The 24,342-nt window shown below is 54.9% G+C and carries 21 protein-coding genes; 14 read left to right on the top strand and 7 right to left on the bottom strand.

Going from position 1 to position 24,342, the window contains the following annotated elements:
• The first annotated feature begins 51 nt into the window (after positions 1-51).
• Genes prpC through prpE form a run of 3 tightly spaced genes read left to right on the top strand, consistent with a single transcriptional unit; the run spans position 52 to position 4,640 of the window.
• On the top strand, positions 52-1,221 hold the full coding sequence (gene prpC / locus LY264_RS19035; protein WP_032942476.1) for a bifunctional 2-methylcitrate synthase/citrate synthase: 1,170 nt from the start codon (positions 52-54) through the stop codon (positions 1,219-1,221).
• A 40-nt stretch (positions 1,222-1,261) separates the two neighbouring features.
• Complete coding sequence (locus LY264_RS19030; RefSeq protein WP_048214832.1) at positions 1,262-2,713, top strand: bifunctional 2-methylcitrate dehydratase/aconitate hydratase; 1,452 nt, start codon at positions 1,262-1,264, stop codon at positions 2,711-2,713.
• Positions 2,714-2,753: 40 nt separating this feature from the next.
• On the top strand, positions 2,754-4,640 hold the full coding sequence (gene prpE, locus LY264_RS19025) for a propionate--CoA ligase (RefSeq protein WP_048226368.1): 1,887 nt from the start codon (positions 2,754-2,756) through the stop codon (positions 4,638-4,640).
• Between the two features lie 94 nt (positions 4,641-4,734).
• On the opposite strand, the gene LY264_RS19020 is transcribed toward prpE, so the two are convergent.
• From LY264_RS19020 to LY264_RS19010, 3 genes are all read right to left on the bottom strand, one after another.
• Complete coding sequence (locus tag LY264_RS19020) at positions 4,735-5,988, bottom strand: MFS transporter (RefSeq protein WP_048226366.1); 1,254 nt, start codon at positions 5,986-5,988, stop codon at positions 4,735-4,737.
• Between the two features lie 51 nt (positions 5,989-6,039).
• Entirely contained in the window at positions 6,040-9,123 is a 3,084-nt protein-coding gene (locus tag LY264_RS19015) for a beta-galactosidase (RefSeq protein ID WP_048226365.1), read from the bottom strand.
• Between the two features lie 121 nt (positions 9,124-9,244).
• Entirely contained in the window at positions 9,245-10,327 is a 1,083-nt protein-coding gene (locus LY264_RS19010) for a LacI family DNA-binding transcriptional regulator (RefSeq protein WP_020996590.1), read from the bottom strand.
• Positions 10,328-10,492: 165 nt separating this feature from the next.
• Between LY264_RS19010 and LY264_RS19005 the strand changes: the two genes are divergently transcribed.
• Positions 10,493-11,101 (top strand): class I SAM-dependent DNA methyltransferase, encoded by a 609-nt coding sequence (locus LY264_RS19005; RefSeq protein ID WP_231912267.1) that lies wholly within the window; start codon positions 10,493-10,495, stop codon positions 11,099-11,101.
• Here LY264_RS19005 and LY264_RS19000 read toward each other — a convergent pair.
• Positions 11,098-12,048, bottom strand: coding sequence for a GlxA family transcriptional regulator (locus LY264_RS19000; RefSeq protein WP_048226363.1), 951 nt, complete (start codon positions 12,046-12,048; stop codon positions 11,098-11,100). The genes LY264_RS19005 and LY264_RS19000 overlap by 4 nt on opposite strands.
• An 18-nt stretch (positions 12,049-12,066) precedes the next feature.
• A complete protein-coding gene (locus tag LY264_RS18995) occupies positions 12,067-12,843 on the bottom strand; it encodes an MBL fold metallo-hydrolase (RefSeq protein ID WP_048226361.1) in 777 nt (258 codons plus the stop codon).
• A gap of 383 nt (positions 12,844-13,226) precedes the next feature.
• On the opposite strand from LY264_RS18995, the gene LY264_RS18990 reads away from it, so the two are divergent.
• The 3 genes from LY264_RS18990 (at position 13,227) to LY264_RS18980 (ending at position 14,832) form a co-directional block, all read left to right on the top strand.
• Positions 13,227-13,472, top strand: a complete 246-nt coding sequence (locus LY264_RS18990) for a YmjA family protein (RefSeq protein WP_003021350.1) — start codon at positions 13,227-13,229, stop codon at positions 13,470-13,472.
• Between the two features lie 86 nt (positions 13,473-13,558).
• Positions 13,559-14,035: a cold-shock protein gene (locus tag LY264_RS18985; RefSeq protein ID WP_003830914.1), complete on the top strand. Its 477-nt coding sequence runs from the start codon at positions 13,559-13,561 to the stop codon at positions 14,033-14,035.
• A gap of 239 nt (positions 14,036-14,274) precedes the next feature.
• Positions 14,275-14,832, top strand: coding sequence for a hypothetical protein (locus tag LY264_RS18980; protein ID WP_230319988.1), 558 nt, complete (start codon positions 14,275-14,277; stop codon positions 14,830-14,832).
• Positions 14,833-15,067: 235 nt separating this feature from the next.
• On the opposite strand, the gene LY264_RS18975 is transcribed toward LY264_RS18980, so the two are convergent.
• Positions 15,068-15,370, bottom strand: a complete 303-nt coding sequence (locus LY264_RS18975; protein WP_003830918.1) for a putative quinol monooxygenase — start codon at positions 15,368-15,370, stop codon at positions 15,068-15,070.
• 135 nt (positions 15,371-15,505) lie between these two features.
• Positions 15,506-16,318, bottom strand: coding sequence for a DNA-binding transcriptional regulator (locus LY264_RS18970; protein ID WP_048226474.1), 813 nt, complete (start codon positions 16,316-16,318; stop codon positions 15,506-15,508).
• A 191-nt stretch (positions 16,319-16,509) separates the two neighbouring features.
• Here LY264_RS18970 and LY264_RS18965 point away from each other — a divergent pair, with 191 nt between their 5' ends.
• The 7 genes from LY264_RS18965 to mhpT all read left to right on the top strand — a co-directional run bounded on the left by LY264_RS18965 (position 16,510) and on the right by mhpT (position 24,072).
• Complete coding sequence (locus LY264_RS18965) at positions 16,510-18,174, top strand: bifunctional 3-(3-hydroxy-phenyl)propionate/3-hydroxycinnamic acid hydroxylase (protein ID WP_048226359.1); 1,665 nt, start codon at positions 16,510-16,512, stop codon at positions 18,172-18,174.
• Position 18,175: 1 nt separating this feature from the next.
• The gene (mhpB, locus tag LY264_RS18960) at positions 18,176-19,120 is read left to right on the top strand and encodes a 2,3-dihydroxyphenylpropionate/2,3-dihydroxicinnamic acid 1,2-dioxygenase (protein WP_048226357.1); all 945 of its coding nucleotides are present in this window, start codon (positions 18,176-18,178) and stop codon (positions 19,118-19,120) included.
• A gap of 28 nt (positions 19,121-19,148) precedes the next feature.
• On the top strand, positions 19,149-20,015 hold the full coding sequence (gene mhpC, locus LY264_RS18955) for a 2-hydroxy-6-oxonona-2,4-dienedioate hydrolase (RefSeq protein WP_048226354.1): 867 nt from the start codon (positions 19,149-19,151) through the stop codon (positions 20,013-20,015).
• Between the two features lie 9 nt (positions 20,016-20,024).
• Positions 20,025-20,834: a 2-keto-4-pentenoate hydratase gene (mhpD, locus tag LY264_RS18950; protein ID WP_048226352.1), complete on the top strand. Its 810-nt coding sequence runs from the start codon at positions 20,025-20,027 to the stop codon at positions 20,832-20,834.
• The gene (mhpF, locus tag LY264_RS18945; RefSeq protein WP_071692498.1) at positions 20,831-21,781 is read left to right on the top strand and encodes an acetaldehyde dehydrogenase; all 951 of its coding nucleotides are present in this window, start codon (positions 20,831-20,833) and stop codon (positions 21,779-21,781) included. The genes mhpD and mhpF overlap by 4 nt, the downstream gene beginning before the upstream one ends.
• Positions 21,778-22,791, top strand: a complete 1,014-nt coding sequence (mhpE, locus tag LY264_RS18940; protein ID WP_001013515.1) for a 4-hydroxy-2-oxovalerate aldolase — start codon at positions 21,778-21,780, stop codon at positions 22,789-22,791. The genes mhpF and mhpE overlap by 4 nt, the downstream gene beginning before the upstream one ends.
• Before the next feature lie 69 nt (positions 22,792-22,860).
• A complete protein-coding gene (gene mhpT, locus LY264_RS18935) occupies positions 22,861-24,072 on the top strand; it encodes a 3-(3-hydroxy-phenyl)propionate transporter MhpT (RefSeq protein WP_020996588.1) in 1,212 nt (403 codons plus the stop codon).
• The last annotated feature ends 270 nt before the right edge of the window (positions 24,073-24,342 follow it).

Genomic DNA, 24,342 nt, shown 5'->3' with positions numbered 1-24,342 from the left:
CATCCGGCAATAAATTAGTACCCTACATATTACAATAATGACGAGGACAACATGAGCGACACAACGATCCTGCAAAATAGTACCCATGTCATTAAACCCAAAAAATCGGTTGCGCTGTCAGGCGTCGCTGCCGGAAATACTGCCTTATGTACCGTGGGTAAAAGCGGTAACGATCTGCACTATCGTGGCTACGATATTCTTGACCTGGCACAACAGTGCGAATTTGAAGAAGTTGCGCATCTGCTGATTCACGGGAAATTACCCACCCGCGATGAGCTCACCGCCTATAAAAGCAAACTGAAAGCGCTGCGCGGATTGCCCGCTAACGTGCGTACCGTACTGGAAGCGCTGCCTGCCGCCTCGCATCCGATGGACGTGATGCGCACTGGTGTTTCCGCGCTGGGTTGTACGCTGCCGGAAAAAGAAGGACATACCGTCTCCGGCGCACGCGATATTGCCGACAAACTGCTGGCATCGCTCAGTTCTATCCTCTTGTACTGGTATCACTACAGCCATAACGGCGAGCGTATTCAGCCGGAGACCGATGATGATTCTATTGGCGGTCACTTCCTGCATTTGCTGCATGGTGAAAAGCCATCACAAAGCTGGGAAAAGGCGATGCACATTTCGCTGGTGCTGTACGCCGAGCACGAGTTTAACGCTTCCACCTTCACGGGGCGTGTGATTGCGGGAACGGGCTCTGATATGTACTCCGCGATTATCGGCGCGATTGGCGCACTGCGTGGGCCGAAACACGGCGGCGCGAATGAAGTGTCGCTGGAAATTCAGCAGCGCTACGAAACGCCGGATGAAGCCGAAGCGGATATCCGTAAACGCGTTGAAAACAAAGAAGTGGTGATTGGCTTTGGTCACCCGGTTTACACCATCGCCGACCCGCGCCATCAGGTGATCAAGCGTGTGGCGAAACAGCTTTCTCAGGAGGGCGGTTCGCTGAAAATGTACAACATTGCCGACCGTCTGGAAGAGGTGATGTGGGAAACGAAAAAGATGTTCCCTAACCTCGACTGGTTCTCGGCAGTCTCTTACAACATGATGGGCGTCCCCACTGAAATGTTCACACCGCTGTTCGTTATCGCCCGCGTCACTGGCTGGGCGGCGCACATCATCGAACAGCGCCAGGACAACAAAATTATCCGTCCTTCCGCCAACTATACCGGCCCGGAAGATCGCGAATTTGTCCCGATTGAAAAACGTTGCTAATGCAAAACCTCTAAAGATAAAAAAACAGGAAATGTACCCTATGTCTGCACATATTTCGAACGTCCGCCCTGAATTTGACCGTGAAATCGTTGATATCGTTGATTATGTCATGAACTACGAGATCACCTCGAAGGTGGCGTATGACACCGCGCATTATTGCCTGCTTGATACCCTTGGCTGTGGCCTGGAAGCGCTGGAATATCCGGCCTGTAAAAAACTGCTGGGGCCGGTTGTACCGGGTACCGTCGTCCCGAACGGTGTGCGCGTACCTGGTACCCAGTTCCAGCTCGATCCGGTGCAGGCGGCGTTTAACATCGGTGCGATGATCCGCTGGCTGGACTTTAACGACACGTGGCTGGCCGCAGAATGGGGTCATCCTTCCGATAACCTCGGCGGTATTCTGGCGACGGCTGACTGGCTGTCGCGCAATGCGGTGGCGGTGGGTAAAGCGCCGTTAACTATGAAAAAAGTGTTAACCGGAATGATTAAAGCCCATGAAATTCAGGGCTGTATCGCGCTGGAAAACTCCTTCAACCGCGTCGGTCTGGATCACGTCCTGCTGGTAAAAGTCGCTTCCACGGCGGTGGTTGCCGAGATGCTCGGCCTTAACCGGGATGAAATTCTCAACGCCGTCTCGCTGGCGTGGGTCGACGGTCAGTCGCTGCGTACCTATCGTCATGCGCCGAATACCGGCACGCGTAAATCCTGGGCGGCTGGCGATGCCACCTCACGTGCTGTGCGTCTGGCGCTGATGGCGAAAACCGGTGAAATGGGATATCCATCTGCACTGACGGCGAAAACCTGGGGCTTCTATGATGTCTCTTTCAAAGGCGAATCTTTCCGCTTCCAGCGCCCGTACGGTTCGTACGTGATGGAAAACGTGTTGTTTAAAATTTCCTTCCCGGCAGAGTTCCACTCGCAGACCGCGGTAGAAGCGGCGATGACGCTGTACGAGCAGTTACAGGCTGCAGGTAAGACCGCTGCCGATATCGAAAAAGTGACCATTCGTACGCACGAAGCCTGTATCCGCATCATCGATAAAAAAGGCCCGTTGAATAACCCGGCGGATCGTGACCACTGCATCCAGTACATGGTGGCTATCCCGCTGCTGTTCGGACGCTTAACGGCGGCAGATTACGAAGACGGCGTGGCGCAGGATAAACGCATTGATGCACTGCGTGAAAAGATTAACTGCTTCGAAGATCCGGCCTTTACTGCCGATTACCACGACCCTGAAAAACGCGCCATCGCGAATGCCATCACGCTTGAATTCACCGACGGCTCACGCTTTGAAGAAGTGGTAGTGGAATACCCAATTGGCCACGCGCGCCGTCGTAACGACGGTATGCCGAAGCTGGTCGAGAAGTTCAAAATTAACCTGGCGCGTCAGTTCCCGACCCGTCAGCAGCAGCGCATCCTGGATGTCTCCCTGGACAGAGCCCGCCTGGAGCAGATGCCGGTCAATGAGTATATGGACCTTTATGTAATCTAAACCTGCGTGCGGCAAGGCGTAAGTTCAACAGGAGAGCATTATGTCTTATAGCGAGTTTTATCAACGTTCTATTACGCAGCCGGAGTCGTTTTGGGCCGAACAGGCCCAGCGTATTGACTGGCAGCAGCCGTATACGCAGGTGCTGGATCACAGCAACCCGCCGTTTGCCCGCTGGTTTTGCGGCGGCAAGACCAATTTGTGTCATAACGCCATCGACCGCTGGGTGGAGAAACAGCCTGAGGCGCTGGCGCTGATTGCGGTGTCATCGGAAACCGAAGAAGAACGTACCTTTACCTTTCGTCAGCTGTACGACGAAGTGAACGTGGCGGCGGCAATGTTGCTGTCGCTGGGCGTACAGCGTGGCGATCGGGTACTGGTTTATATGCCGATGATCGCCGAGGCGCACATTACGCTGCTGGCCTGCGCGCGCATTGGGGCGATCCATTCGGTGGTGTTCGGTGGCTTTGCCTCGCACAGCGTGGCGGCACGCATCGACGACGCCCAACCGGTGATTATCGTTTCGGCGGATGCCGGCGCGCGCGGGGGCAAGATCCTGCCGTATAAAAAGCTGCTCGATGATGCAATCAGTCAGGCGCAGCACCAGCCGCGTCATGTGGTATTGGTTGATCGCGGTCTGGCGAAAATGGCGCGGGTGGAGGGGCGCGACCTTGACTTTGCCGCGCTGCGCCAACAGCATCTTGGCGCGCGGGTGCCGGTGACGTGGCTGGAATCGAATGAAACCTCCTGCATTCTCTATACCTCCGGGACAACCGGTAAACCGAAGGGCGTCCAGCGTGACGTTGGTGGCTACGCGGTCGCGCTGGCGACTTCAATGGACACCATTTTCGGCGGTAAAGCGGGCGGTGTGTTCTTCTGCGCGTCGGATATCGGCTGGGTAGTTGGGCATTCGTATATCGTGTATGCCCCGCTGCTGGCGGGGATGGCGACGGTGGTGTACGAAGGGCTGCCAACGTACCCGGACTGCGGCGTTTGGTGGAAAATTGTTGAGAAGTATCAGGTCAGCCGGATGTTCTCCGCCCCAACCGCCATCCGCGTGCTGAAGAAATTCCCGACCGCGCAAATCCGCAATCACGATCTCTCCTCGCTGGAGGTGCTGTATCTGGCCGGGGAACCGCTGGACGAACCGACCGCCAGTTGGGTAACGGAAACGCTGGGCGTCTCGGTTATCGACAACTACTGGCAGACTGAATCCGGTTGGCCGATTATGGCGATCGCCCGCGGGCTGGACGACCGCCCGTCGCGGCTGGGTAGCCCGGGCGTGCCGATGTACGGCTATAACGTGCAGTTGCTCAATGAGGTAACCGGTGAGCCCTGCGAAGCGAATGAAAAGGGCATGCTGGTGATTGAAGGGCCGCTGCCGCCGGGCTGTATCCAGACTATCTGGGGTGATGACGCGCGGTTTGTGAACACCTACTGGTCGCTGTTTTCTCGTCAGGTGTACGCCACCTTTGACTGGGGTATTCGCGATGCGGACGGCTATTACTTCATCCTTGGTCGTACGGATGATGTCATCAACGTGGCCGGGCATCGGTTGGGGACGCGTGAGATAGAGGAGAGTATTTCCAGCTATCCGAACGTTGCCGAAGTGGCTGTGGTCGGAGTGAAGGACGCGCTGAAGGGGCAGGTAGCGGTCGCGTTTGTCATTCCGAAACAGAGCGACAGCCTTGAAGATCGCGACATCGCACATTCGGAAGAGAAGGCGATTATGGCGCTGGTGGACAGTCAGATTGGTAATTTTGGCCGCCCGGCGCATGTCTGGTTTGTATCGCAGTTGCCGAAAACGCGCTCTGGCAAAATGCTCAGACGGACGATCCAGGCGATCTGTGAAGGCCGCGATCCTGGCGATCTAACGACCATTGACGATCCCGCGTCGTTGCAGCAAATCCGTCAGGCGATCGAAGAGTAACATCGTGTGATGCCCGGTGGCGCAATGCTTACCGGGCCTTTTAGTATCGTAGGCCGGATAAACCACGTGAGTGGTGCATCCGGCAAAGAGGCTTTTACAGCGCGACGCTTTCGCGACGACGCCGCAGGGAAAACGGCCCCGGACCGCTAAGGGTAAATACGGAAATCAGCGTGAAGCTCAGCGCAATAATCCCCAGCACCAGATAAGCTCCCTGGAAACCAATACTCTCATACATTTTCCCGGCCAGAACTGACATGAAAATCATGGCTAACTGTTTGAAGAAACAGAAACACACCAGATAAATCGTGGCCGAGAAACGTACTTCGAACTGGCTGGTGATGTATTTGAAGCAGCCGACGATCAGGAACGGTATCTCAAACATATGCAGCGTTTTGAGAATAACGACCTCCAGTGCAGTGGTGGCGAATGACGAGCCAATAATCCTTACCGACATAATCGTACCGGCCAGCAGCAGGGCGTTCTTTCCGCCAATGCGGTTCACAATCAGCGGTGCAAAGAACATGATAGAGGCGTTGAGTAATTCTCCCATCGTCGTGACGTAGCCAAACACGCGGGTACCCTGTTCGCCGGTGGCAAAGAATGAGGTAAAGAAGTTGGCGAACTGCTGGTCAAACACATCGTAAGTACAGGAAACGCCGACCACATACAGGGAGAGGAACCAAAGTTTCGGTTGTTTAAATAACTCCAGCGCCAGCTTCAGGCTGAATGCCGAGTTATTGGCGCCTACCGCATCCGCGACTTTTGCAGAAGAGGGGGCATCTGTTTTTGAAAATAACAGCAGCAATGCCAGAATGACCGCACAGCCAGAGCCTAACCAGAAGACGAATTGGTTATTGATGGTGAACATAATTCCGGCAATCGAGGCGCACAGCGCCCAGCCCACGCAGCCAAACATGCGCGCGCGACCAAATTCAAAGTTACTTCTGCGGCTGGCTTTTTCAATATAGGCTTCAATCGCTGGGGCGCCGGCATTGTAAATAAAGCCAAGGTAAATCCCGCCGACAATTGAACCCAGTAAAATATTAACCTGCAATAATGGGCCAAATACGTAAATAAAGAACGGGGCAAACATTACCAGCATGCCGGTAATTACCCACAGCAGATGTTTACGCAGGCCAAGCTTATCGGACAGCAGTCCGAAAATTGGTTGGAATAACAAAGAAAACAGTGAGATACAGGCGAAGATGATGCCGGTATCGCCTTTACTGATATGGTTTACATCGTGTAACCAGATAGGGAAGAAGGGGAAATACGCACCCATAATAAAAAAGTAAAAGAAGAAGAAAAAGCCGAACATCCAAAAGTTAGTGTTTTTTAAATAATACATAACAGACTTCCTATAAATGCGGGCAGGTATCAACCTGCCCTGCTTATATTATTATTTTTGGCCCCAGACGAACTGGAAGTGGTAGCGTCCGGCGCTCAGCTGGAATTCCGGCGACACGGAAGGACTCCACGAATCATCGCCGCCGACGCCCATATGGAAGCCATCAATATTGAGCCAGGTGCCTGCCTCAGGTTGCAGCAGATGGCGGTGGCTGGTTTCCATCAGTTGCTGCTGGCTAAAGCGGCTGATGTTGAACTGGAAGTCTCCGCGCCACTGGTGCGCACCGTAGTACAGTTCGCGCGTGCCGCAGCGCAGACCGTTTTCGCTCGGGAAAACATACGGTGTGTACATCTCATCAAGCGACAGATCCCAGCGATCGAAACAGGCGGCGCCCAGACGGTCCGGGTAGTTCTCATGCGGGCCAAGACCTAACCAGTTCACTCGCTCCGCAACCTGCGCCAGCTGGCAGCTCAGGCCGATGCGGGCCGGATGCGGCGTACCGCTGGCAACGTCGACATCCACCGTTATCTGCATTTCACCATTGCCGTCAATACGATAGCTTTTTCGGCTGACGAACAGCGTTTCGCCCCGATACTGCCACGCATGTTCGGTGGTGATCAGTGCCGCACTGCTCAGCGTATCGGCAGCACAGTGCAGTAACGTTGCTTCAGCCTGATAGTGACCGGCGGCCTTCCAGCGTTCAACCCAGGCGTTAGGGTCGATGCGGGTTGACTCGCTCACGCCGATGTCGTTGTCCAGCGGCGCGCGGGTGAACTGGTCAGTAAGCGGGCTTACCAACTGGGCTTCATCGCTAATCCAGTATTGTGTTAGCAGGCCGGACTGACGATCGAATTGCCAGCGTGTGTTGTTGGCCACCACGGTAAAATTGCTCTCACTAACATCCAGCTGTGGTGCGCTGCTGCCGTGTGATGGACGTACCAGGCTGAGCTTCTCTTCCAGCTTCCACTGTTGCCAGGCGCTGATATGCCCGGCTTCTGACCATGCGGTCGCCTGAGGCTGCTCTACGCTCACCGTCAACCACAGTTCACCTGCGGTGTCCGGCATCGGAACGTTCGGCAGGGTAATCACCTGGCGGCCCTGTGGGGCGATATCCAGAACGATTTCTCCGGCGGCCAGCGGGTTGCCGTCCAGGGCAATCGACCAGTGCAGAACTTCGTTATCGCTGCGGCGGAACAGATATTCGCTGGTCACTTCAATCTGGCGTTCAGCGCCCGGCAGTAACGTGAACTGGAAAAACTGCTGTTCATGTTTGGCCTCATATAACGCCGGATGCGGAGTGCGATCGGCGAACACCAGCCCGTTCATGCAAAACTGACGATCGTTAGGCGTGTCGCCAAAATCGCCACCGTAGGCTGACCATGCTTTGCCGTTCTCATCATATTTGGTCAGTGACTGATCCACCCAGTCCCAGACAAATCCGCCCTGCAGGCGCGGATACTGACGGAACGCTTGCCAGTATTTGGCGAAGCCGCCAAAGCTGTTGCCCATAGCGTGGGCGTATTCACAAAGGATCAGCGGACGCTGTTCGCCGGGCATCGACAGCCACTTTTTAATCGACCATTTGGGTACTGCGGGGAAGGGCTGATCCTGATCGACGCGGGCGTACATCGGGCAAATAATGTCGGTGGCGGCAGTATCAGCTCCACCGCCCTCGTACTGCACCGGACGTGACGGGTCTTCTGATTTTATCCAGCGGTAGAGCGCGTCGTGATTGACGCCATGGCCGGATTCATTGCCCAGTGACCAGATAATAATGCTCGGGTGGTTGCGATCGCGCTGCACCATGCGCGTGACGCGTTGGCTCATGGCAGGCAACCATGCGGGATCGTCGGTGAGGCGATTCATCGGCACCATGCCGTGGGTTTCAATGTTGGCTTCGTCGACTACATACAGGCCGTAACGATCGCACAGGGTGTACCACTGCGGATGGTTCGGGTAATGGGAACAGCGCACGGCGTTGAAGTTATTCTGCTTCATCAGGATGATGTCCTGCACCATCGTCGCCTCATCCATCACCTGGCCGTTGACCGGATGGTGCTCATGGCGGTTGGTACCGCGAATCAACAGCGGCTTGCCGTTTAACAGCAACAGGCCGTTTTCGATACAAACCTGACGAAAACCAACATCACAGGCTTCCGCTTCAATCAGTACTCCGCCTGCGGTGTGTAACTGCACAACGGCGCGGTACAGATTGGGCGTTTCGGCACTCCATAGCGCCGGTTTTTCGACGTTCAGACGCAGAGTCACCCGGTCATGATAAGCGCCGCGTTCATCAATTATCTCACTGCCGAGCGGCGAGGTCGTTTCGTGGGTGAGCGTTTCACCTTCCCACAATTGCAGGGTGACGCGTAAATCTTCGCTCTCGTTGCCACCCACTCTGACTTCCGCTTCCAGCGTGGCGCGGCTGAAGTCGTCATTAAAACGGGTATTAATACGCAGGTCGCGGATTTGCGTAGTGGGCTTATGCCGCAGGGAGACATCGCGAAAAATACCGCTCATGCGCCACATGTCCTGGTCTTCCAGATAGCTGCCGTCGCTCCAGCGCAGCACCATCACAGCCAGACGGTTTTCGCCGCGCAGCAGATAATCGCTAAGATCAAATTCAGACGGCAGACGGCTATCCTGACCGTAGCCGACCCAGCGACCGTTGCACCACAGATGAAACGCGGAGTTCACGCCGTCAAAAATAATGCGCGTCTGACCTTCCTCTAACCACGCGTCTTCAATATTAAATGTGAGCGAGTAACATCCTGTCGGGTTCTGTGCCGGAACGTACGGGGGATTCACCGGGATTGGGTAGGTGACGTTGGTATAAATTGGCGCATCATAACCGGCCATCTGCCAGTTAGAGGGGACGTTGATGATGTCTGCCTGTGGCAGAACGTTTGTCAGCCAGCTTTCTGGGACAGCCTCCGGCGCGGCAAACCAGGCAAATTGCCACTGGCCATTCAGCGAGCGTAACTGACTCGAACGCTGATTGGTACGTGCATCATCCGCTGAGCGCCAGCTACAGAACGGCGGATGTGCTTCCAGCCGGTTGAGCTGCGTGACGCCGGGATTTTCCCAGTCGCGGCGGGCCAGAACAGCGGAGAGTGAATCTGTGTTCAGGTTCATAACGGTATCCTGTTTGAATTTGTTACTCGCTCACAATTTCAATCAAAATACGAACAAGCGCTCCTTGATGTAAAGGATGGGGCGTTCAATAAGTGAACTGACTCACACAATTGTTATGCGTTCACAATTTGGGGGTGAGCTGAGAAACTTGCCGCGCCAGCTGGATCAGTGAATCAGCCAGCGCCTGGGGAGTGGTGGTTTGCGTATCGGGAGGCAGAACCGTTTTGCGCTTGACCAGGGTGACGGGAAGCAGTTGGTTACCCACGCTGGAGCCGCCACGGGGGAGTTGCAATAGCCTGTCGACGCTGGTTTCACCCAGCAACGGAAAATCCTGCCTGATGGTGGTCAGCGGTGGGATGTAACATGCGCTGTCTTCGGTGTCATCGTAGCCAATTACCGATATATCCACTGCAACCCGCAGACCGAACTCGCTGATTGCCCGCATCGCGCCCAGCGCCATTTGATCGTTAGCGACCAGCATGGCGGTAGGGAGGTTACCGTTATTCAGCATGTGCATCGTTTGCTGAAAACCAGACATCGCGCTCCAGTCGCCTTCCAGCTCCACAACGGGTTGTAGCTGGTAATGTGCCAGATATTTGTGCCAGCCTGCATGCCGAAGCCTTGCCGAAACGGAAGTGTGCGGCCCGCTCAGCAGGGCGATCCGTTGATGTCCGTGCTGCACCAGATGTTCAACGCCAAGGCGCGCGCCGTCGTCATGAGAGAAAATCACGCTGTTAATTGGCGTCAGGTCAGAGACATCGAGAAACAGCACCGGCACCGTACCGCAGGCAGCGGCCACGGCAATGGCATCTTCTTCATCCAGCGGATAGTTGATGATAAGCCCGGTTACGCGTTGAGAAAGCAGATTGTGGACCGCGGCTTTACAGGACTCAACGCCGCTGCGCTCGACCATGGCGATCACCACGCTGGCACCGGACTGGTCGGCGCGGGATTTTATGGCAGCAACGATTTGTGAGGGGGCATGCAGAGCTAGGTTTGCCGTCACAACGCCAATCAGTGGCGTCTGTTTGCCAGCCAGCTGCTGTGCAACGCGGTTAGGGATGTAATTGAGTTCCGCCATCGCGGCCTCAACTTTCTGTCGGGTTTTTGCGGAAACGTGGCTGGCCTGGTTCACGACGCGAGAGACGGTCTGGTAAGAGACACCTGCATGGTCTGCCACATCGTATAGCGTTACCGGTTTCACGTTTATCACCCCTGTAATGACGTTATCTGTGCGCTATGATGCCACAGCGGGACGGTTTTGGGGTATTTGCGCATGGGTTCTGCGAGGCGCATTCCAGGGTTTGAGGATAGCGTGCTGAAGGATTTATCGGCGTTATACCTAACAGAAGAAAAAAGTGAGGACATTGTGAGCGATTCTGCGGCAAAAAATATTCTGTCCATCTACCGACGCCATGCGGATGCTTTTGCCAGCCAGCGCTCGCGCACCTTGTTCGAGAAAAGCTGGCTCGATAAATTTATTTCCGTGATGGGCGGGCAGGGCAGCATTGTGGATATTGGCTGCGGCAACGGTCAGCCGATCGCCGGTTATTTTATCCAGCAAGGTTTTCAGCTTACCGGCGTTGATGGTTCCCCGGCGATGCTGACGCGGGCCCGAAACACTTTTCCCGCACAGCGCTGGCTGGAACAGGATATGCGCGAGTTGGCACTCAATGAGACTTTTGATGGACTGATCGCCTGGGACAGCTTTTTCCATTTAACTCAGCAGGACCAGCAAAAGATGTTCCCGATTTTTGACCGCCTCAGCCATCCCGGTAGTGCGCTGATGTTTACCAGCGGTACGGACAACGGCATCGCGATGGGGCAATTTGAAGGTGAGCCGCTGTTTCACGCCAGCCTCGCGCCGGATGAATACCGCGCACTGCTGTCAGCACACGGTTTTGCGGTGGTCGAGATGGTGATGGAAGATCCGCAATGCACCGGGCACACCATCTGGCTGGCGCAAAAAAGAGGCTAATCGCCGCGAAAGGTTTTACGCCATTCAGCCGGGCTAACGCCAAAGTGGGATTTAAAATGCTGGCGCCAGGTGACGGGCGACTGAAAACCAACCTGTTCGGCGATGCGTTCAACGGGTAACTGGCTGGACTCCAGCAACGTCTGGCTACGGCGCAGGCGCTCGGCAATCAACCATTCGGCCACGCTTGACCCTGTGGCCTTCATAAAATGACGGGTGAGGGTGCGACGGCTCATCATCACCCGTTGCGCCAGCTCGTCAAGATTATGCGGTTCATGGAGATGCTGGCGCAAATAGTCGAGCAGGACGTTGATGCGCTGATCTTTGGTATTTTTCGCCACCGGTTGCTCGATAAACTGTGCCTGGCCGCCCTCGCGATGTGGCGGTACAATCATCCGTCGGGCAATCTGATTCGCCACAGTGCTGCCAAAACGCTGGCGGATGACGTACAGGCAGCAATCCAGCGCGGCGGCGGTGCCTGCCGAGGTAATAATACCGTCGTCATCCACGTACAGCGCGTTGATATCCAGATGAGCTGCCGGAAAGCGGGCCTGAAAATCCTGCTCGAACTCCCAGTGCGTAGCCGCCCGTTTGCCATCCAGCAGACCGGCGTAGCCGAGAACAAACGCACCCAGGCATAACCCAACAATCTGCGCGCCGTTTTGTCGCGCACGATTGAGCGCATCAAGCAGGCTTTGTGGTGGCCGATGTGCCGTGGTACCCCACCAGGGGATCACCACGATGTCGGCGGCCTCCACCGCTTCATAGCCGTAGGCTGCGTGAATGGAGAAGCCATCCTGCGAGGAAACGATGCCCGGCTGTTCGGCGCACAGTTGCACCTCAAAACGCTTTTTCGCCGCCACTTTGTCACTGAAAATAATGCACGGCACCGAGAAGTGAAACGGGCTGAATTCTTCCACGGCAACAATGGCGACGTTAAGCGGTTGCATACGAGTCCTCTGTGGAGTTTAAAACGTCAGGGTTTCGCCATCTTCCGGCACGTTAACAAATTGCGCAATCTGGTTGTCGCAGGCGTACTCTTTCAAGGCCGCGCGGGTCAGCAGACAGTGGTTAATCGCCTCCATGTGGGTCGCCACAATTTGTGCTTCGGGCAGCGTGAAGTGGATTTTTAGCACATCTTCCGCGCCCATGATAATTGGGCCAAACCCGATAACGTGAGCAAAGCCTGCGTTCAGAATGACCACGCCTGGCTGGAAAGTCCGCATGTTGGTTTCCACCTCGTCGCGCCAGATGGTGTCCCCGACCAGATACAGCGTTTTTTCCGCCGGATGCTGGAAGATAACTCCGCAGGCATCACCCAGACGCTCAGCCATTTGCGGGACGGCGTAAGCGCGATCCGAACCGTGCTGGCCGCCGGTTTTACGCAGGGTGAGATCACCAAGCGCAGTGTTTTGCGTCAGTACGGTCAGTTGCGTGAAACCTTGTTCCCGCAGTACCTGCGCATCGCGATCGTTTTGCACATAAATCGGTTTGTCTTTCGGCACGACACGAGCCGCGGCTTCATCCCAGTGGTCTTCATGCAGATGGGTCACGATCAGCGCATCAACGTTGAGCAGGGTGTCGATATCGACAGGCAGATCAACGGTCGGGTTGCGGATCTCGGCGCGTGCCGTACCGGCAAAGCCCGGATAAGTACCTTTTGCCGCCAGCATAGGGTCGATCAGAAAGGTTTTGCCACCAAAAGTGATGTGCTGCGTAGCGTTACGGATTTGCGTGATGTTCATGGTGTTTGCTCCACGTGTTGGGTCAGTGGTGTCATCGTAGAGTGTTGTCCAGAAGATGAATGCGGGCAAATGGGCGACTAGCGATGGGATTGGGCCAACTGCGGATTACAGATGTCGATAATGTAATTAGAATTAAAGTAATTTAATATTTCCTTGGTGGCTCGTTATTTAATACGCAGTTGTTTTTATCGAGCTGAATAAGAATGCTGTTATTTAAATACGGAAAGGTTGATTAAATGCGAAGTGGTGCCAGAAAACATTATTGATATATGTAATGCATAGTGACCAATAAAACAGATCGCGAACCATGAAATAAGAATGCTATCATTCACACCAGACGCGGCAGGCAACTGCTGGCACATGCATTTACCCCGGAGCAACTGATGAACAACGACATTCCGCTAAAATATTATGATATTGCCGACGAGTACGCGACCGAGGCCGCAAAGCCGGTGAGCGACACAGAACGTGACGCGCTGGCGCACTACTTCCAGCAGCTGATCACCCGTTTGATGAACAACGAAGAGATCAGCGAAGAAGCGCAGCAGGAGATGGCTACCGTGGCAGGTGTCGACGCTCAGCGTATCGATGATATTGCGGAGTTCCTCAATCGTTGGGGTAACGAGTAGCCAAAGACATGGCCTGTGTTTTACACTGCGCGCAAATTGAGTAGGTATACTCTACGAGTAATAGGTTTAATCAGGCGGAAACAGCAATGAACGGAACAATCACAACGTGGTTTAAAGATAAAGGCTTTGGATTTATCAAAGATGAAAACGGCGACAACCGCTATTTTCATGTGATTAAGGTTGCTAATCCTGAGCTGATCAAGAAAGACGCGGCGGTGACTTTTGAGCCCACCACCAACAACAAAGGCTTGTCTGCCTACGCGGTAAAAGTCATACCAGACAGCAAGTACATCTATATCGCAGGCGAGCGTCTGAAGCTCACCTCGATCAAGTCATTCCTGGTCTACAGCGAAGAAGTCCCTGTAGAGACCCGTATCGACAAAGAAAATGCTGTGCTGTCTGTCGGCGTGCTGATGAACAGCATCCGACCGAAATCAGACGTGAAGCCTGGTGAAATGCGCACGCTGAAAAAGCTGGCCATCACTACCTTCCAGGGCACGACGCTGATCTTCTCGGAAGATGAAATCGACATCGACGCGACGGTGAAACTGCTTAAAGTCTGAAACCCTTCGGACTGAATAAAAACCGGAACGCTGCTCTTTTCAGGAGCGGGTTTCGGTTTTTTTTTGATATGTGTAATTTACGTGATTCAGGTATGTAGTGATAAAATTAGTAGGTAGCAATCCGTTTCTGAATAGGTATATATTATCCGTATTAAATAAATATGATCGCCAACTATTTGCAGATTAGTAGCACGGTTAACTAATAGTGATTCACCGATATAACTAATGGGGTAATATAAGTGATTTTTAAAAAAATATGGAAAGCTATATCTTCTGAATATGTACCATCGGCCATTTGCTTTTTTCTCCTTGCAAAAATGGATTATGAAATAATATCTATCTGGCCACAGAATGAATCGGTTGATGACAGAATTAAACTTTCTTTACTATTCATTCATTTGGTGATGATTTTAGTGATGTTTACTCCGCTAATTAACCGGTTTTTGTCACGAGTAGACAATGAGAAACTTGAAAAGTTTATAGCTCTTCCGCAGAAAGATAAAAACATCACATACATCGATTATTATGATTTTCTGAGCGGGCTTGCTTTATCAGCATTTTACTTATCTATCCTTATTTTTACAATGAAGAGTATTTACGAAGAAGCAGGATGGATAATTTCAGGTATTTATATATTTACAATGTTTGTGTCTTCTATTTCTATTGCTGCATTGTCATTACTTAGGTTTATCTGGTTATTTACAAAGTTTAATAATTATATATATTGGTTTATTGTTTTACTTGCGAGCAGTATGTGTATGGCAGTTATTGGTGCCGCGATGAAAATGGCCTCATAAAAATGCGCTTAATATCTGAAAAAGTAATAATGGAGTATAAACTCTAAATAATAATACAGCTGGAACAGTGATGATTCCGCTTTGTAATCCGCGTGATGCATTGTTGCAAAGCTTAAAGTCTCTTTCGAAGAGGCTTTAAGCCCTCAGCGACCAGTGAAGTAAAAGACTGTCTTTCCTGGTGTTGAGCATTCTGCCAAAAACATAATTAACAGTAATCCCAGTACTTTCTTCATTATCACGAGACAGCCGGATTTACCACGTCATCCATCAGTATGTAACGTGCTTCCTGGCGAGTGTATTGATCGATTAATGGTACAAGTCGCTGGAAATGCTCGCTGGCACAATGTTCATCGAGAGCCGCGTGGTTTGGCCATTCTTCGATAAAAATAAAATGGCCCGGATCTTTTTCATCAATATAGAGGTCGTAAGCAATGCAGTGCGGTTCTTTCTTCGTTGCCGATATTAGCTCCCGATACAACGGGAGAACAGTTTCAATATACTCAGGTTTGATGAAATCCTCAGCAATGACCTTTAACATGCAGCCTCCTGGCAGAAAACGAATGCACACTATGTAATGAAGATATTTTTTGGGCAAGAGGTCACAGAGTTTTATCGGCCGGTTAGTGAGTTATGCCAGCTATCAATCAGATAATCCGCATAACTGTGATCCATCTCACCTCCCGGCAACCAAAATCTCCTGCGATTCGACGCCGTCCTCTATCTGTTTCGCCACCTTTTGTAAGGCCGGAAGATGCTTTTCCGCGGCTTGTTCGATGGTCATGGCGCTGGCCATATACACCAAATTCAGGCAGCCGATCACCCGCTGTTCGCTGCGGATGGGGACGGCGATAGAAGCGATTTTCTCTTCCTGATCCCAACCGCGAAAGTTCTGGCCAAAACCGTCTTTTCGCGCGCGGGTCAAAATGGCATTGAGCTTCAGCGGTTCGCGCGCAAGCTGGAACTCTTCTCCCGATCGGGAGGCAAGCATTTCAATCAGTTCCTGCCGTTCATTCTCCGGGCAAAATGCCAGCCAGGTCAGGCCGGATGCGGTTTTCAGCAATGGCAAACGACGCCCGACCATCGCCCGGTGAAACGACAGGCGGCTGAAGCGGTGGGTGGTTTCACGTACCACCATCGCGTCCACATCCAGCGTGGAAACGTCGGTCGGCCAGATGACCTCGCGCAGCAAATCCCCCAGCAGCGGGGCGGCGAGTGCAGAAATCCACTGCTCGTCACGAAACCCCTCGCTGAGCTGGCGGACTTTAATGGTTAAGCGAAAGCTGTCATCGGACAGGCTGCGCCGGACGTAACCCTCATCCTGCAGGGTTTCCAGCAGCCGTCTGACCGTGGTGCGATGCAGGCCGCTTAACTCAGCAAGCAAGCCAACACTGGCCCCACCATCGAGCCGGTTTAACATATTTAATAACATTAATCCGCGCGTTAATCCGCGTACGGTTTTGTACTCAGTGCTCTCGTCATTTTTCATATTCATTGACAAATCTACAGGTAAAACAACGTTGTGCACTTAGTGCACATCCTGGCATGTTTTGATTGTAGCGCAAAAACTCGCTTCTATACTGACCGCACAACAAAAAATTATTCACATATTTTTAACAAAACAAGTTGCGCCTCACCAGGGTCCGCAATTGCGTTTTGTCCGAGTCGTGAGGTTCTGAAATGACAACAATAAACCCGGATATCCAACCCGCTGTGCAGCATACCGCGCAGGTGGCGATTGCCGGTGCTGGTCCGGTAGGGCTGATGATGGCCAACTATCTTGGGCAGATGGGCATTGAGGTGTTGGTAGTGGAGAAGCTCGACACGCTGATCGACTATCCTCGCGCCATCGGCATTGACGATGAAGCGCTGCGCACTATGCAGTCTGTGGGGCTGGTCGAGAACGTTTTGCCGCACACCACACCGTGGCACGCAATGCGCTTTCTCACCCCAAAAGGCCGTTGCTTTGCTGATATCCAGCCGATGACCGACGAATTTGGCTGGTCGCGTCGTAATGCGTTTATTCAGCCGCAGGTGGACGCGGTGATGTTGGAAGGGATGTCGCGTTTTCCCAACGTGCGCTGCCTGTTCTCCCGCGAGCTGGAGGCCTTCAGCCAACAAAACGGCGAAGTGACGCTAAATCTGAAAGCGCCAGACGGTCAACGTGAAACTGTGAAGGCTCAGTGGCTGGTGGCCTGCGACGGCGGCGGCAGCAACGTCAGACGTTCTCTGAACGTGTCGTTTGAAGGTAAAACCGCGCCGAATCAGTGGATTGTGGTGGATATCGCCAACGATCCGCTCAGCACGCCGCATGTGTATTTATGCTGCGATCCGGTGCGCCCGTATGTCTCTGCCGCGCTGCCGCACGCGGTGCGCCGTTTTGAGTTTATGGTTATGCCGGGGGAAACCGAAGCGCAGCTTAGCGAGCCGCAGAATATGCGCCAGTTACTGAGCAAAGTGCTGCCGAACCCGGACAACGTCGAGCTGATCCGCCAGCGCGTGTATACCCATAATGCTCGTCTGGCCGAACGTTTTCGTATTGACCGCGTGCTGCTGGCGGGCGATGCGGCGCACATTATGCCGGTCTGGCAGGGTCAGGGATACAACAGCGGCATGCGCGATGCTTTCAACCTGGCATGGAAACTGGCGCTGGTGATTAACGGTAAAGCCGACGATGCGCTGTTGGATACCTACCAGCAGGAACGCCGCGACCACGCCAAAGCGATGATCGACCTCTCCGTGACCGCTGGCAACGTACTTGCGCCGCCCAAACGCTGGCACGGCGCGGTACGCGATGGGGTTTCCTGGCTGTTGAACTATATTCCGCCGGTCAAACGCTACTTCCTTGAAATGCGGTTTAAGCCGATGCCGCAGTACCACGCCGGGGCGCTGGTGCGTGAAGGCGACGCGAAAACTTCACCGGTCGGCAAGATGTTTATCCAGCCGAAGGTGACGCTGGAATCGGGCGAAGTGACGTTGCTCGACAACGTCATCGGACCGAATTTCGCGGTGATTGGCTGGGGCTGTAACCCACTATGGGGCATGAGCGAGGCGCAGATCCAACAGTGGCAGGCGCTGGGGACGCGTTTTATCCAGGTCGTGCCGGATACGCAGATACATACCGATCAGGATAGCCACGACGGCGTTACCCGCATAGGCGATACGCAAAACCGCCTGCGCGCGTGGTTTGCCAAGCACAACGCCGCGCTGGTAGTCATGCGCCCGGACCGCTTCGTGGCCGCCATCGCCATTCCGCAAACCCTGGGCAGCACCCTGAATAAACTGGCGTCGGTGATGACGCTCACTCGCGCTACTGCCGACATTCCTGTTGAAAAGGTTGCCTGATATGCACGCTTATCTTCACTGTCTTTCCCACTCGCCGCTGGTGGGCTATGTCGACCCGGCACAGGCTGTGCTCGACGAGGTTAACGGCGTGATCGCCAGCGCTCGGGCACGTATTGCGGCGTTCGAACCTGAACTGGTCGTGCTGTTTGCCCCCGATCACTACAACGGATTTTTCTACGACGTGATGCCGCCGTTCTGTTTAGGCGTTGGAGCTACGGCGATCGGCGATTTTGGTAGCGCGGCGGGGGAACTGCCGGTGCCGACAGATCTCGCTGAAGCCTGCGCCCACGCGGTAATGAAAAGCGGTATCGATCTCGCCGTGTCCTACAACATGCAGGTCGATCATGGCTTCGCGCAGCCGCTGGAGTTTTTGCTCGGCGGCCTGGGTAAGGTGCCGGTGCTGCCAGTGTTTATTAACGGCGTCGCCACGCCGCTGCCGGGCTTTCAGCGTACCCGCATGCTCGGTGAAGCGATTGGCCGTTTCGCCAGCTCGCTGAATAAGCGCGTGCTGTTTTTAGGCTCCGGTGGTCTGTCGCATCAGCCGCCGGTACCGGAGCTGGCGAAGGCTGATGCCCATATGCGTGACCGCCTGCTCGGCAGCGGCAAACAGTTACCTGAAAACGAGCGCGAGCTGCGCCAGCAGCGGGTGATCAGCGCCGCCGAGAAGTTTGTGGTCGATCAAAACACGCTACACCCGCTTAACCCTGTCTGGGATAACCGTTTTATGTCCCTGCTTGAGCAGGGGCGTTTGCAGGAGCTGGACGCGGTCAGTAACGAAGAGCTGTCCGCGATGGCGGGCAAATCAACGCACGAAGTGAAAACCTGGGTTGCCGCCTTCGCCGCTATTTCTGCTTTTGGCAACTGGCGCAGCGAAGGCCGTTATTACCGCCCGATCCCGGAGTGGATCGCCGGATTCGGCTCCCTGAGCGCCACTACGCAGAACTAAAACAGAACTGAATATGCAGGAGAACATCATGACTTACCAACCGCAAACCGAAGCCGCTACCAGTCGTTTTCTGGAGGTGCAGGAAGCAGGCGAAACCCTACGCGTGCATTTCAATGATTGTGGGCAGGGCGATGAGACCGTCGTGCTGTTGCATGGCTCTGGTCCTGGCGCGACGGGCTGGGCAAACTTCAGCCGTAATATCGATCCGTTGGTACAGGCCGGATACCGGGTGATCCTGCTGGATTGTCCTGGCTGGGGCAAAAGCGATGGGATCGTTAACCGCGGTTCGCGATCCGATCTCAACGCCCGCATCCTGAAAAGCGTGGTCGATCAATTGGATATTCAAACAGTCCACCTGTTGGGTAACTCGATGGGCGGTCACAGTGCTGTGGCGTTTACCCTGAGCTGGCCGGAGCGCGTGGGCAAACTGGTATTAATGGGCGGCGGAACGGGCGGCATGAGCCTGTTTACCCCGATGCCGACCGAAGGTATCAAGCGCCTGAATCAGCTGTATCGTGAGCCGACCATCGAGAACCTGAAGCTGATGATGGAGATCTTTGTCTTCGACACCAGCGACCTGACCGAGGCGCTGTTCGAAGCGCGTTTGAACAACATGCTGTCGCGTCGCGATCACCTGGAAAACTTTGTCCTGAGTCTGGAAGCCAACCCGAAACAGTTCCCGGATTTCAGCCCGCGTCTGGGTGAAATCAAAGCCCAGACCCTGATTGTCTGGGGACGCAATGACCGCTTTGTGCCGATGGATGCCGGTCTGCGCCTGCTTTCCGGGATTGCCGGTTCTGAACTGCACATCTACCGCGACTGCGGGCACTGGGCGCAGTGGGAACATGCGGATGCCTTTAACCAACTGGTGCTGAATTTCCTCACACGCCCTTAAGGAACGGACATGACGAATCGTAATCTTGAGCAGCTAGCCGCCGATTTACGTCAGGCTGAAGAAAAAGGGGAAGCCATCGCCCCACTGCGTGAATTGATTGGTGTGGATAACGCCGAAGCGGCCTACGCCATTCAGCGCATCAACGTGCAGTACGACGTGGCGCGCGGCCGTCGCGTGGTCGGGCGCAAAGTGGGGCTGACGCACCCGAAAGTGCAGCAACAGCTGGGTGTCGATCAGCCGGATTTCGGCACGCTGTTTGCTGACATGTGCTATGGCGATAACGACACCATCCCGTTTTCCCGTGTTCTGCAACCGCGTATTGAAGCCGAAATTGCGCTGGTGCTGAACCGCGATCTGCCCAATACCGACACCACTTTTGACGAGCTTTACAACGCCATAGAGTGGGTACTTCCCGCGCTGGAAGTGGTCGGCAGCCGTATCCGCGACTGGTCGATCAAATTTGTTGATACCGTGGCGGATAACGCCTCCTGTGGCGTGTATGTGGTCGGCGGTCCGGCACAGCGTCCGGCAGGATTAGATCTGAAAAACTGCGCGATGAAAATGACGCGCAACAACGAAGAGGTCTCCAGCGGGCGCGGCAGCGAATGCCTGGGACATCCGATCAACGCCGCCGTCTGGCTGGCGCGCAAAATGGCCAGCCTCGGCGAGCCGCTGCGTGCCGGAGACATTATTCTCACCGGAGCGTTAGGTCCGATGGTGGCGGTGAATGCGGGCGATCGTTTCGAAGCCCATATCGACGGTATTGGTTCAGTCGCCGCCACCTTTTCAGCGGCGGTTACAAAAGGAAGTCAGTCATGAGTAAGCGTAAAGTCGCCATTATCGGCTCCGGCAACATCGGTACCGATTTGATGATAAAAATTCTGCGTCACGGCGTGCATCTGGAAATGGCTGTGATGGTCGGTATCGATCCAGAATCTGATGGCCTGGCGCGTGCTCGACGCATGGGCGTTGCCACCACCCATGAAGGGGTGACAGGGCTTATCGCCAAGCCGGAATTCGCCGATATCGACATCGTGTTTGACGCCACCAGCGCAGGCGCGCATGTGAAGAACGACGCCGCGCTACGTGCCGTTAAACCTGGCATCCGCCTGATCGACCTGACGCCCGCGGCAATCGGTCCTTACTGCGTGCCGGTGGTGAATCTGGCAGCCAACGTTGATCAGCAGAACGTCAATATGGTGACCTGCGGCGGACAGGCGACCATCCCGATGGTGGCGGCAGTTTCTCGCGTGGCAAAAGTCCATTACGCCGAGATTATCGCCTCGATCGCCAGTAAATCGGCGGGGCCGGGTACCCGTGCCAATATCGACGAGTTTACCGAAACTACCTCGAAGGCGATTGAAGTGGTCGGCGGCGCGGCAAAAGGCAAAGCCATTATTGTCCTTAACCCGGCCGAGCCGCCGCTGATGATGCGTGACACGGTGTATGTGCTGAGCGAAGCGGCCTCTGAGGTTGAAGTTGAAGCGTCGATTAATGAGATGGCGGCGGCGGTGCAGGCCTACGTGCCGGGCTATCGCCTGAAACAGCGTGTCCAGTTTGAAGTCATCCCGGAGGATAAACCGGTGAATCTGCCGGGTATCGGCCAGTTCTCTGGGCTGAAAACCGCGGTGTATCTGGAAGTGGAAGGCGCGGCGCACTATTTACCTGCCTATGCGGGCAACCTCGACATTATGACCTCCAGCGCGCTAGCGACCGCTGAGAAGATGGCGCAGTCCCTCGCTCGTCAGGCAGGAGAAGCAGCATGAACGGTAAAAAACTCTATATCTCTGACGTGACCCTGCGCGACGGTATGCACGCCATTCGTCATCAGTATTCGCTGGAGAATGTGCGCCAGATAGCCAAAGCGTTGGACGACGCACGGGTTGATTCTATTGAAGTGGCCCACGGCGACGGTTTACAAGGTTCCAGCTTTAACTACGGCTTTGGTGCGCATAGCGACCTGGAGTGGATTGAAGCGGCGGCGGACGTGGTGAAGCATGCCAAAATTGCCACGCTGTTGCTGCCGGGGATCGGCACTATTCATGACCTGAAAAATGCGTATCAGGCTGGCGCGCGGGTAGTACGCGTGGCGACCCATTGCACCGAAGCGGACGTGTCGGCCCAGCATATTCAGTATGCGCGTGAGCTTGGCATGGATACCGTCGGTTTTCTGATGATGAGCCATATGACCACACCGGAGAACCTGGCACAGCAGGCGAAGCTGATGGAAAACTACGGCGCGACCTGTATTTATGTGGTCGATTCCGGCGGCGCAATGAACATGAGCGATATTCGCGCCCGCTTCCGCGCACTGAAAGCGGTGCTGAAGCCGGAAACAGAAACCGGAATGCATGCGCACCACAACCTGAGTCTCGGGGTGGCGAACTCGATTGCCGCAGTAGAAGAGGGGTGTGACCGTGTCGACGCCAGCCTGGCAGGGATGGGCGCAGGCGCGGGCAACGCGCCATTGGAGGTATTTATCGCCGCTGCGGATAAGCTTGGTTGGCAGCACGGAACCGATCTCTACGCACTGATGGACGCCGCCGACGATTTAGTGCGTCCACTACAAGACCGCCCGGTGCGGGTGGATCGTGAAACGCTGGCGCTGGGCTATGCCGGGGTGTACTCCAGTTTTCTGCGTCATTGCGAAGTGGCGGCAGCACGTTATGGCCTGAGCGCAGTAGATATTCTGGTGGAACTGGGCAAACGTCGAATGGTGGGCGGCCAGGAAGATATGATCGTCGACGTAGCGCTGGACCTGCGCAACCGCAAATAAAAAATGATTACGCGGCTGGCAACGTATCAGCCGCGATTCACCTGCATCGTGACCTCAGAGGGACATCTTATGACGACCCGTACCCCCGCATCTTACCGCCTGACGTTGACCGTTGGGCTTTGCTTTTTAGTTGCCCTGATGGAAGGGCTGGATTTACAGGCCGCCGGTATCGCTGCCGTCGGTATCGCCCACGCGTTTGCGCTGGATAAAATGCAGATGGGCTGGATCTTCAGTGCGGGCATTCTCGGGCTGCTGCCCGGCGCGCTGGTGGGCGGCATGCTGGCCGACCGCTATGGCCGCAAGCGTATTCTCATTGCCTCTGTGGCGCTGTTCGGCCTGTTCTCGCTGGCGACGGCGATTTCCTGGGATTTCTCATCGCTGGTGTTTGCCCGTCTGATGACCGGCGTCGGGCTGGGCGCGGCGTTGCCGAATCTGATCGCGCTGACTTCCGAGGCGGCGGGCCCGCGTTTTCGTGGTACGGCGGTGAGCCTGATGTACTGCGGTGTGCCGATTGGCGCGGCGCTGGCGGCAGCGCTCGGGTTTAGCGGCCTGGCCTCCGCCTGGCAAACGGTGTTCTGGGTAGGCGGGGTGATCCCGCTGCTGCTGGTGCCGCTGTTGATGCGCTGGCTGCCGGAATCTCAGGTTTATACCCAACAAACGCAGGTGGCCGCCGCACCGTTGCGCGCCCTGTTTGCGCCAGCGACGGCGAGTGCCACGCTGCTGCTGTGGTTGTGCTATTTCTTCACCCTGCTGGTGGTGTATATGCTGATCAACTGGCTGCCGATGCTGCTGGTGGAGCAGGGCTTTCGGCCATCGCAGGCGGCAGGCGTAATGTTTGCTCTGCAAATTGGCGCGGCCAGCGGCACGTTAATTCTCGGGGCGTTAATGGATAAACTGCGCCCGGTGGTGATGTCGCTGCTGATCTACACCGGGATGTTGGCTTCACTGCTGGCGCTGGGTACGGTGTCGTCATTGAGCGGCATGCTAATGGCGGGATTTGTGGCGGGGATGTTCGCCACCGGCGGGCAAAGTGTGTTGTATGCGCTGGCGCCGCTGTTTTACAGCACGCAGATCCGCGCTACAGGCGTGGGAACCGCCGTCGCAGTCGGGCGTCTGGGGGCGATGAGCGGTCCGCTGCTGGCAGGGAAAATGTTAGCGCTCGGTACCGGAACGGTAGGGGTGATGGCGGCTTCTGCGCCGGGCATTTTGCTGGCAGGCCTGGCGGTATTTATTCTGATGAGCCGCAAATCGCAGATGCCGATCCCGGCCAGCGGTGCTTAAGCATTCATCCGGTTGTGGGAGTGGGGAGATTTGATTCCCACTTCCGGGTTAACGCCGTCAGTCAACTGTGTTGCCAAAGTTTAGATAAAACATGGCAACGGAGGCGTTATGAGCTGGCGGCCCTTTTTGTATCTGATTATTAATCCCCACCCGCTATTAAGCGCCCGACGCGGGCATCTGCGTCTGGTGCAGGGTTGACTTTGCATTCTGTTAACAAACGCGGTATAACAAACCTTCTTTGGATGTTTAGATGTCCATACGTTTGGAAGG

It is taken from the genome of Citrobacter portucalensis (assembly GCF_023374935.1).
Taxonomy (GTDB): domain Bacteria; phylum Pseudomonadota; class Gammaproteobacteria; order Enterobacterales; family Enterobacteriaceae; genus Citrobacter; species Citrobacter portucalensis.
This window is presented reverse-complemented; position numbering and strand designations above follow the sequence as displayed.

Excerpts from the sequence above, each read along its gene's own strand:
- LY264_RS19020 (WP_048226366.1), bottom strand. The coding sequence starts at position 5,988 with ATGTATTATTTAAAAAACACTAACTTTTGGATGTTCGGCTTTTTCTTC.
- LY264_RS18990 (WP_003021350.1), top strand. The coding sequence starts at position 13,227 with ATGAACAACGACATTCCGCTAAAATATTATGATATTGCCGACGAGTAC.
- LY264_RS19000 (WP_048226363.1), bottom strand. The coding sequence starts at position 12,048 with ATGCAACCGCTTAACGTCGCCATTGTTGCCGTGGAAGAATTCAGCCCG.
- mhpD (WP_048226352.1), top strand. The coding sequence starts at position 20,025 with ATGACGAATCGTAATCTTGAGCAGCTAGCCGCCGATTTACGTCAGGCT.
- LY264_RS19015 (WP_048226365.1), bottom strand. The coding sequence starts at position 9,123 with ATGAACCTGAACACAGATTCACTCTCCGCTGTTCTGGCCCGCCGCGAC.
- prpE (WP_048226368.1), top strand. The coding sequence starts at position 2,754 with ATGTCTTATAGCGAGTTTTATCAACGTTCTATTACGCAGCCGGAGTCG.
- mhpF (WP_071692498.1), top strand. The coding sequence starts at position 20,831 with ATGAGTAAGCGTAAAGTCGCCATTATCGGCTCCGGCAACATCGGTACC.
- mhpC (WP_048226354.1), top strand. The coding sequence starts at position 19,149 with ATGACTTACCAACCGCAAACCGAAGCCGCTACCAGTCGTTTTCTGGAG.
- mhpB (WP_048226357.1), top strand. The coding sequence starts at position 18,176 with ATGCACGCTTATCTTCACTGTCTTTCCCACTCGCCGCTGGTGGGCTAT.
- LY264_RS18970 (WP_048226474.1), bottom strand. The coding sequence starts at position 16,318 with ATGAAAAATGACGAGAGCACTGAGTACAAAACCGTACGCGGATTAACG.
- prpC (WP_032942476.1), top strand. The coding sequence starts at position 52 with ATGAGCGACACAACGATCCTGCAAAATAGTACCCATGTCATTAAACCC.
- LY264_RS18975 (WP_003830918.1), bottom strand. The coding sequence starts at position 15,370 with ATGTTAAAGGTCATTGCTGAGGATTTCATCAAACCTGAGTATATTGAA.
- mhpT (WP_020996588.1), top strand. The coding sequence starts at position 22,861 with ATGACGACCCGTACCCCCGCATCTTACCGCCTGACGTTGACCGTTGGG.
- mhpE (WP_001013515.1), top strand. The coding sequence starts at position 21,778 with ATGAACGGTAAAAAACTCTATATCTCTGACGTGACCCTGCGCGACGGT.
- LY264_RS19030 (WP_048214832.1), top strand. The coding sequence starts at position 1,262 with ATGTCTGCACATATTTCGAACGTCCGCCCTGAATTTGACCGTGAAATC.
- LY264_RS18985 (WP_003830914.1), top strand. The coding sequence starts at position 13,559 with ATGAACGGAACAATCACAACGTGGTTTAAAGATAAAGGCTTTGGATTT.
- LY264_RS18995 (WP_048226361.1), bottom strand. The coding sequence starts at position 12,843 with ATGAACATCACGCAAATCCGTAACGCTACGCAGCACATCACTTTTGGT.
- LY264_RS18965 (WP_048226359.1), top strand. The coding sequence starts at position 16,510 with ATGACAACAATAAACCCGGATATCCAACCCGCTGTGCAGCATACCGCG.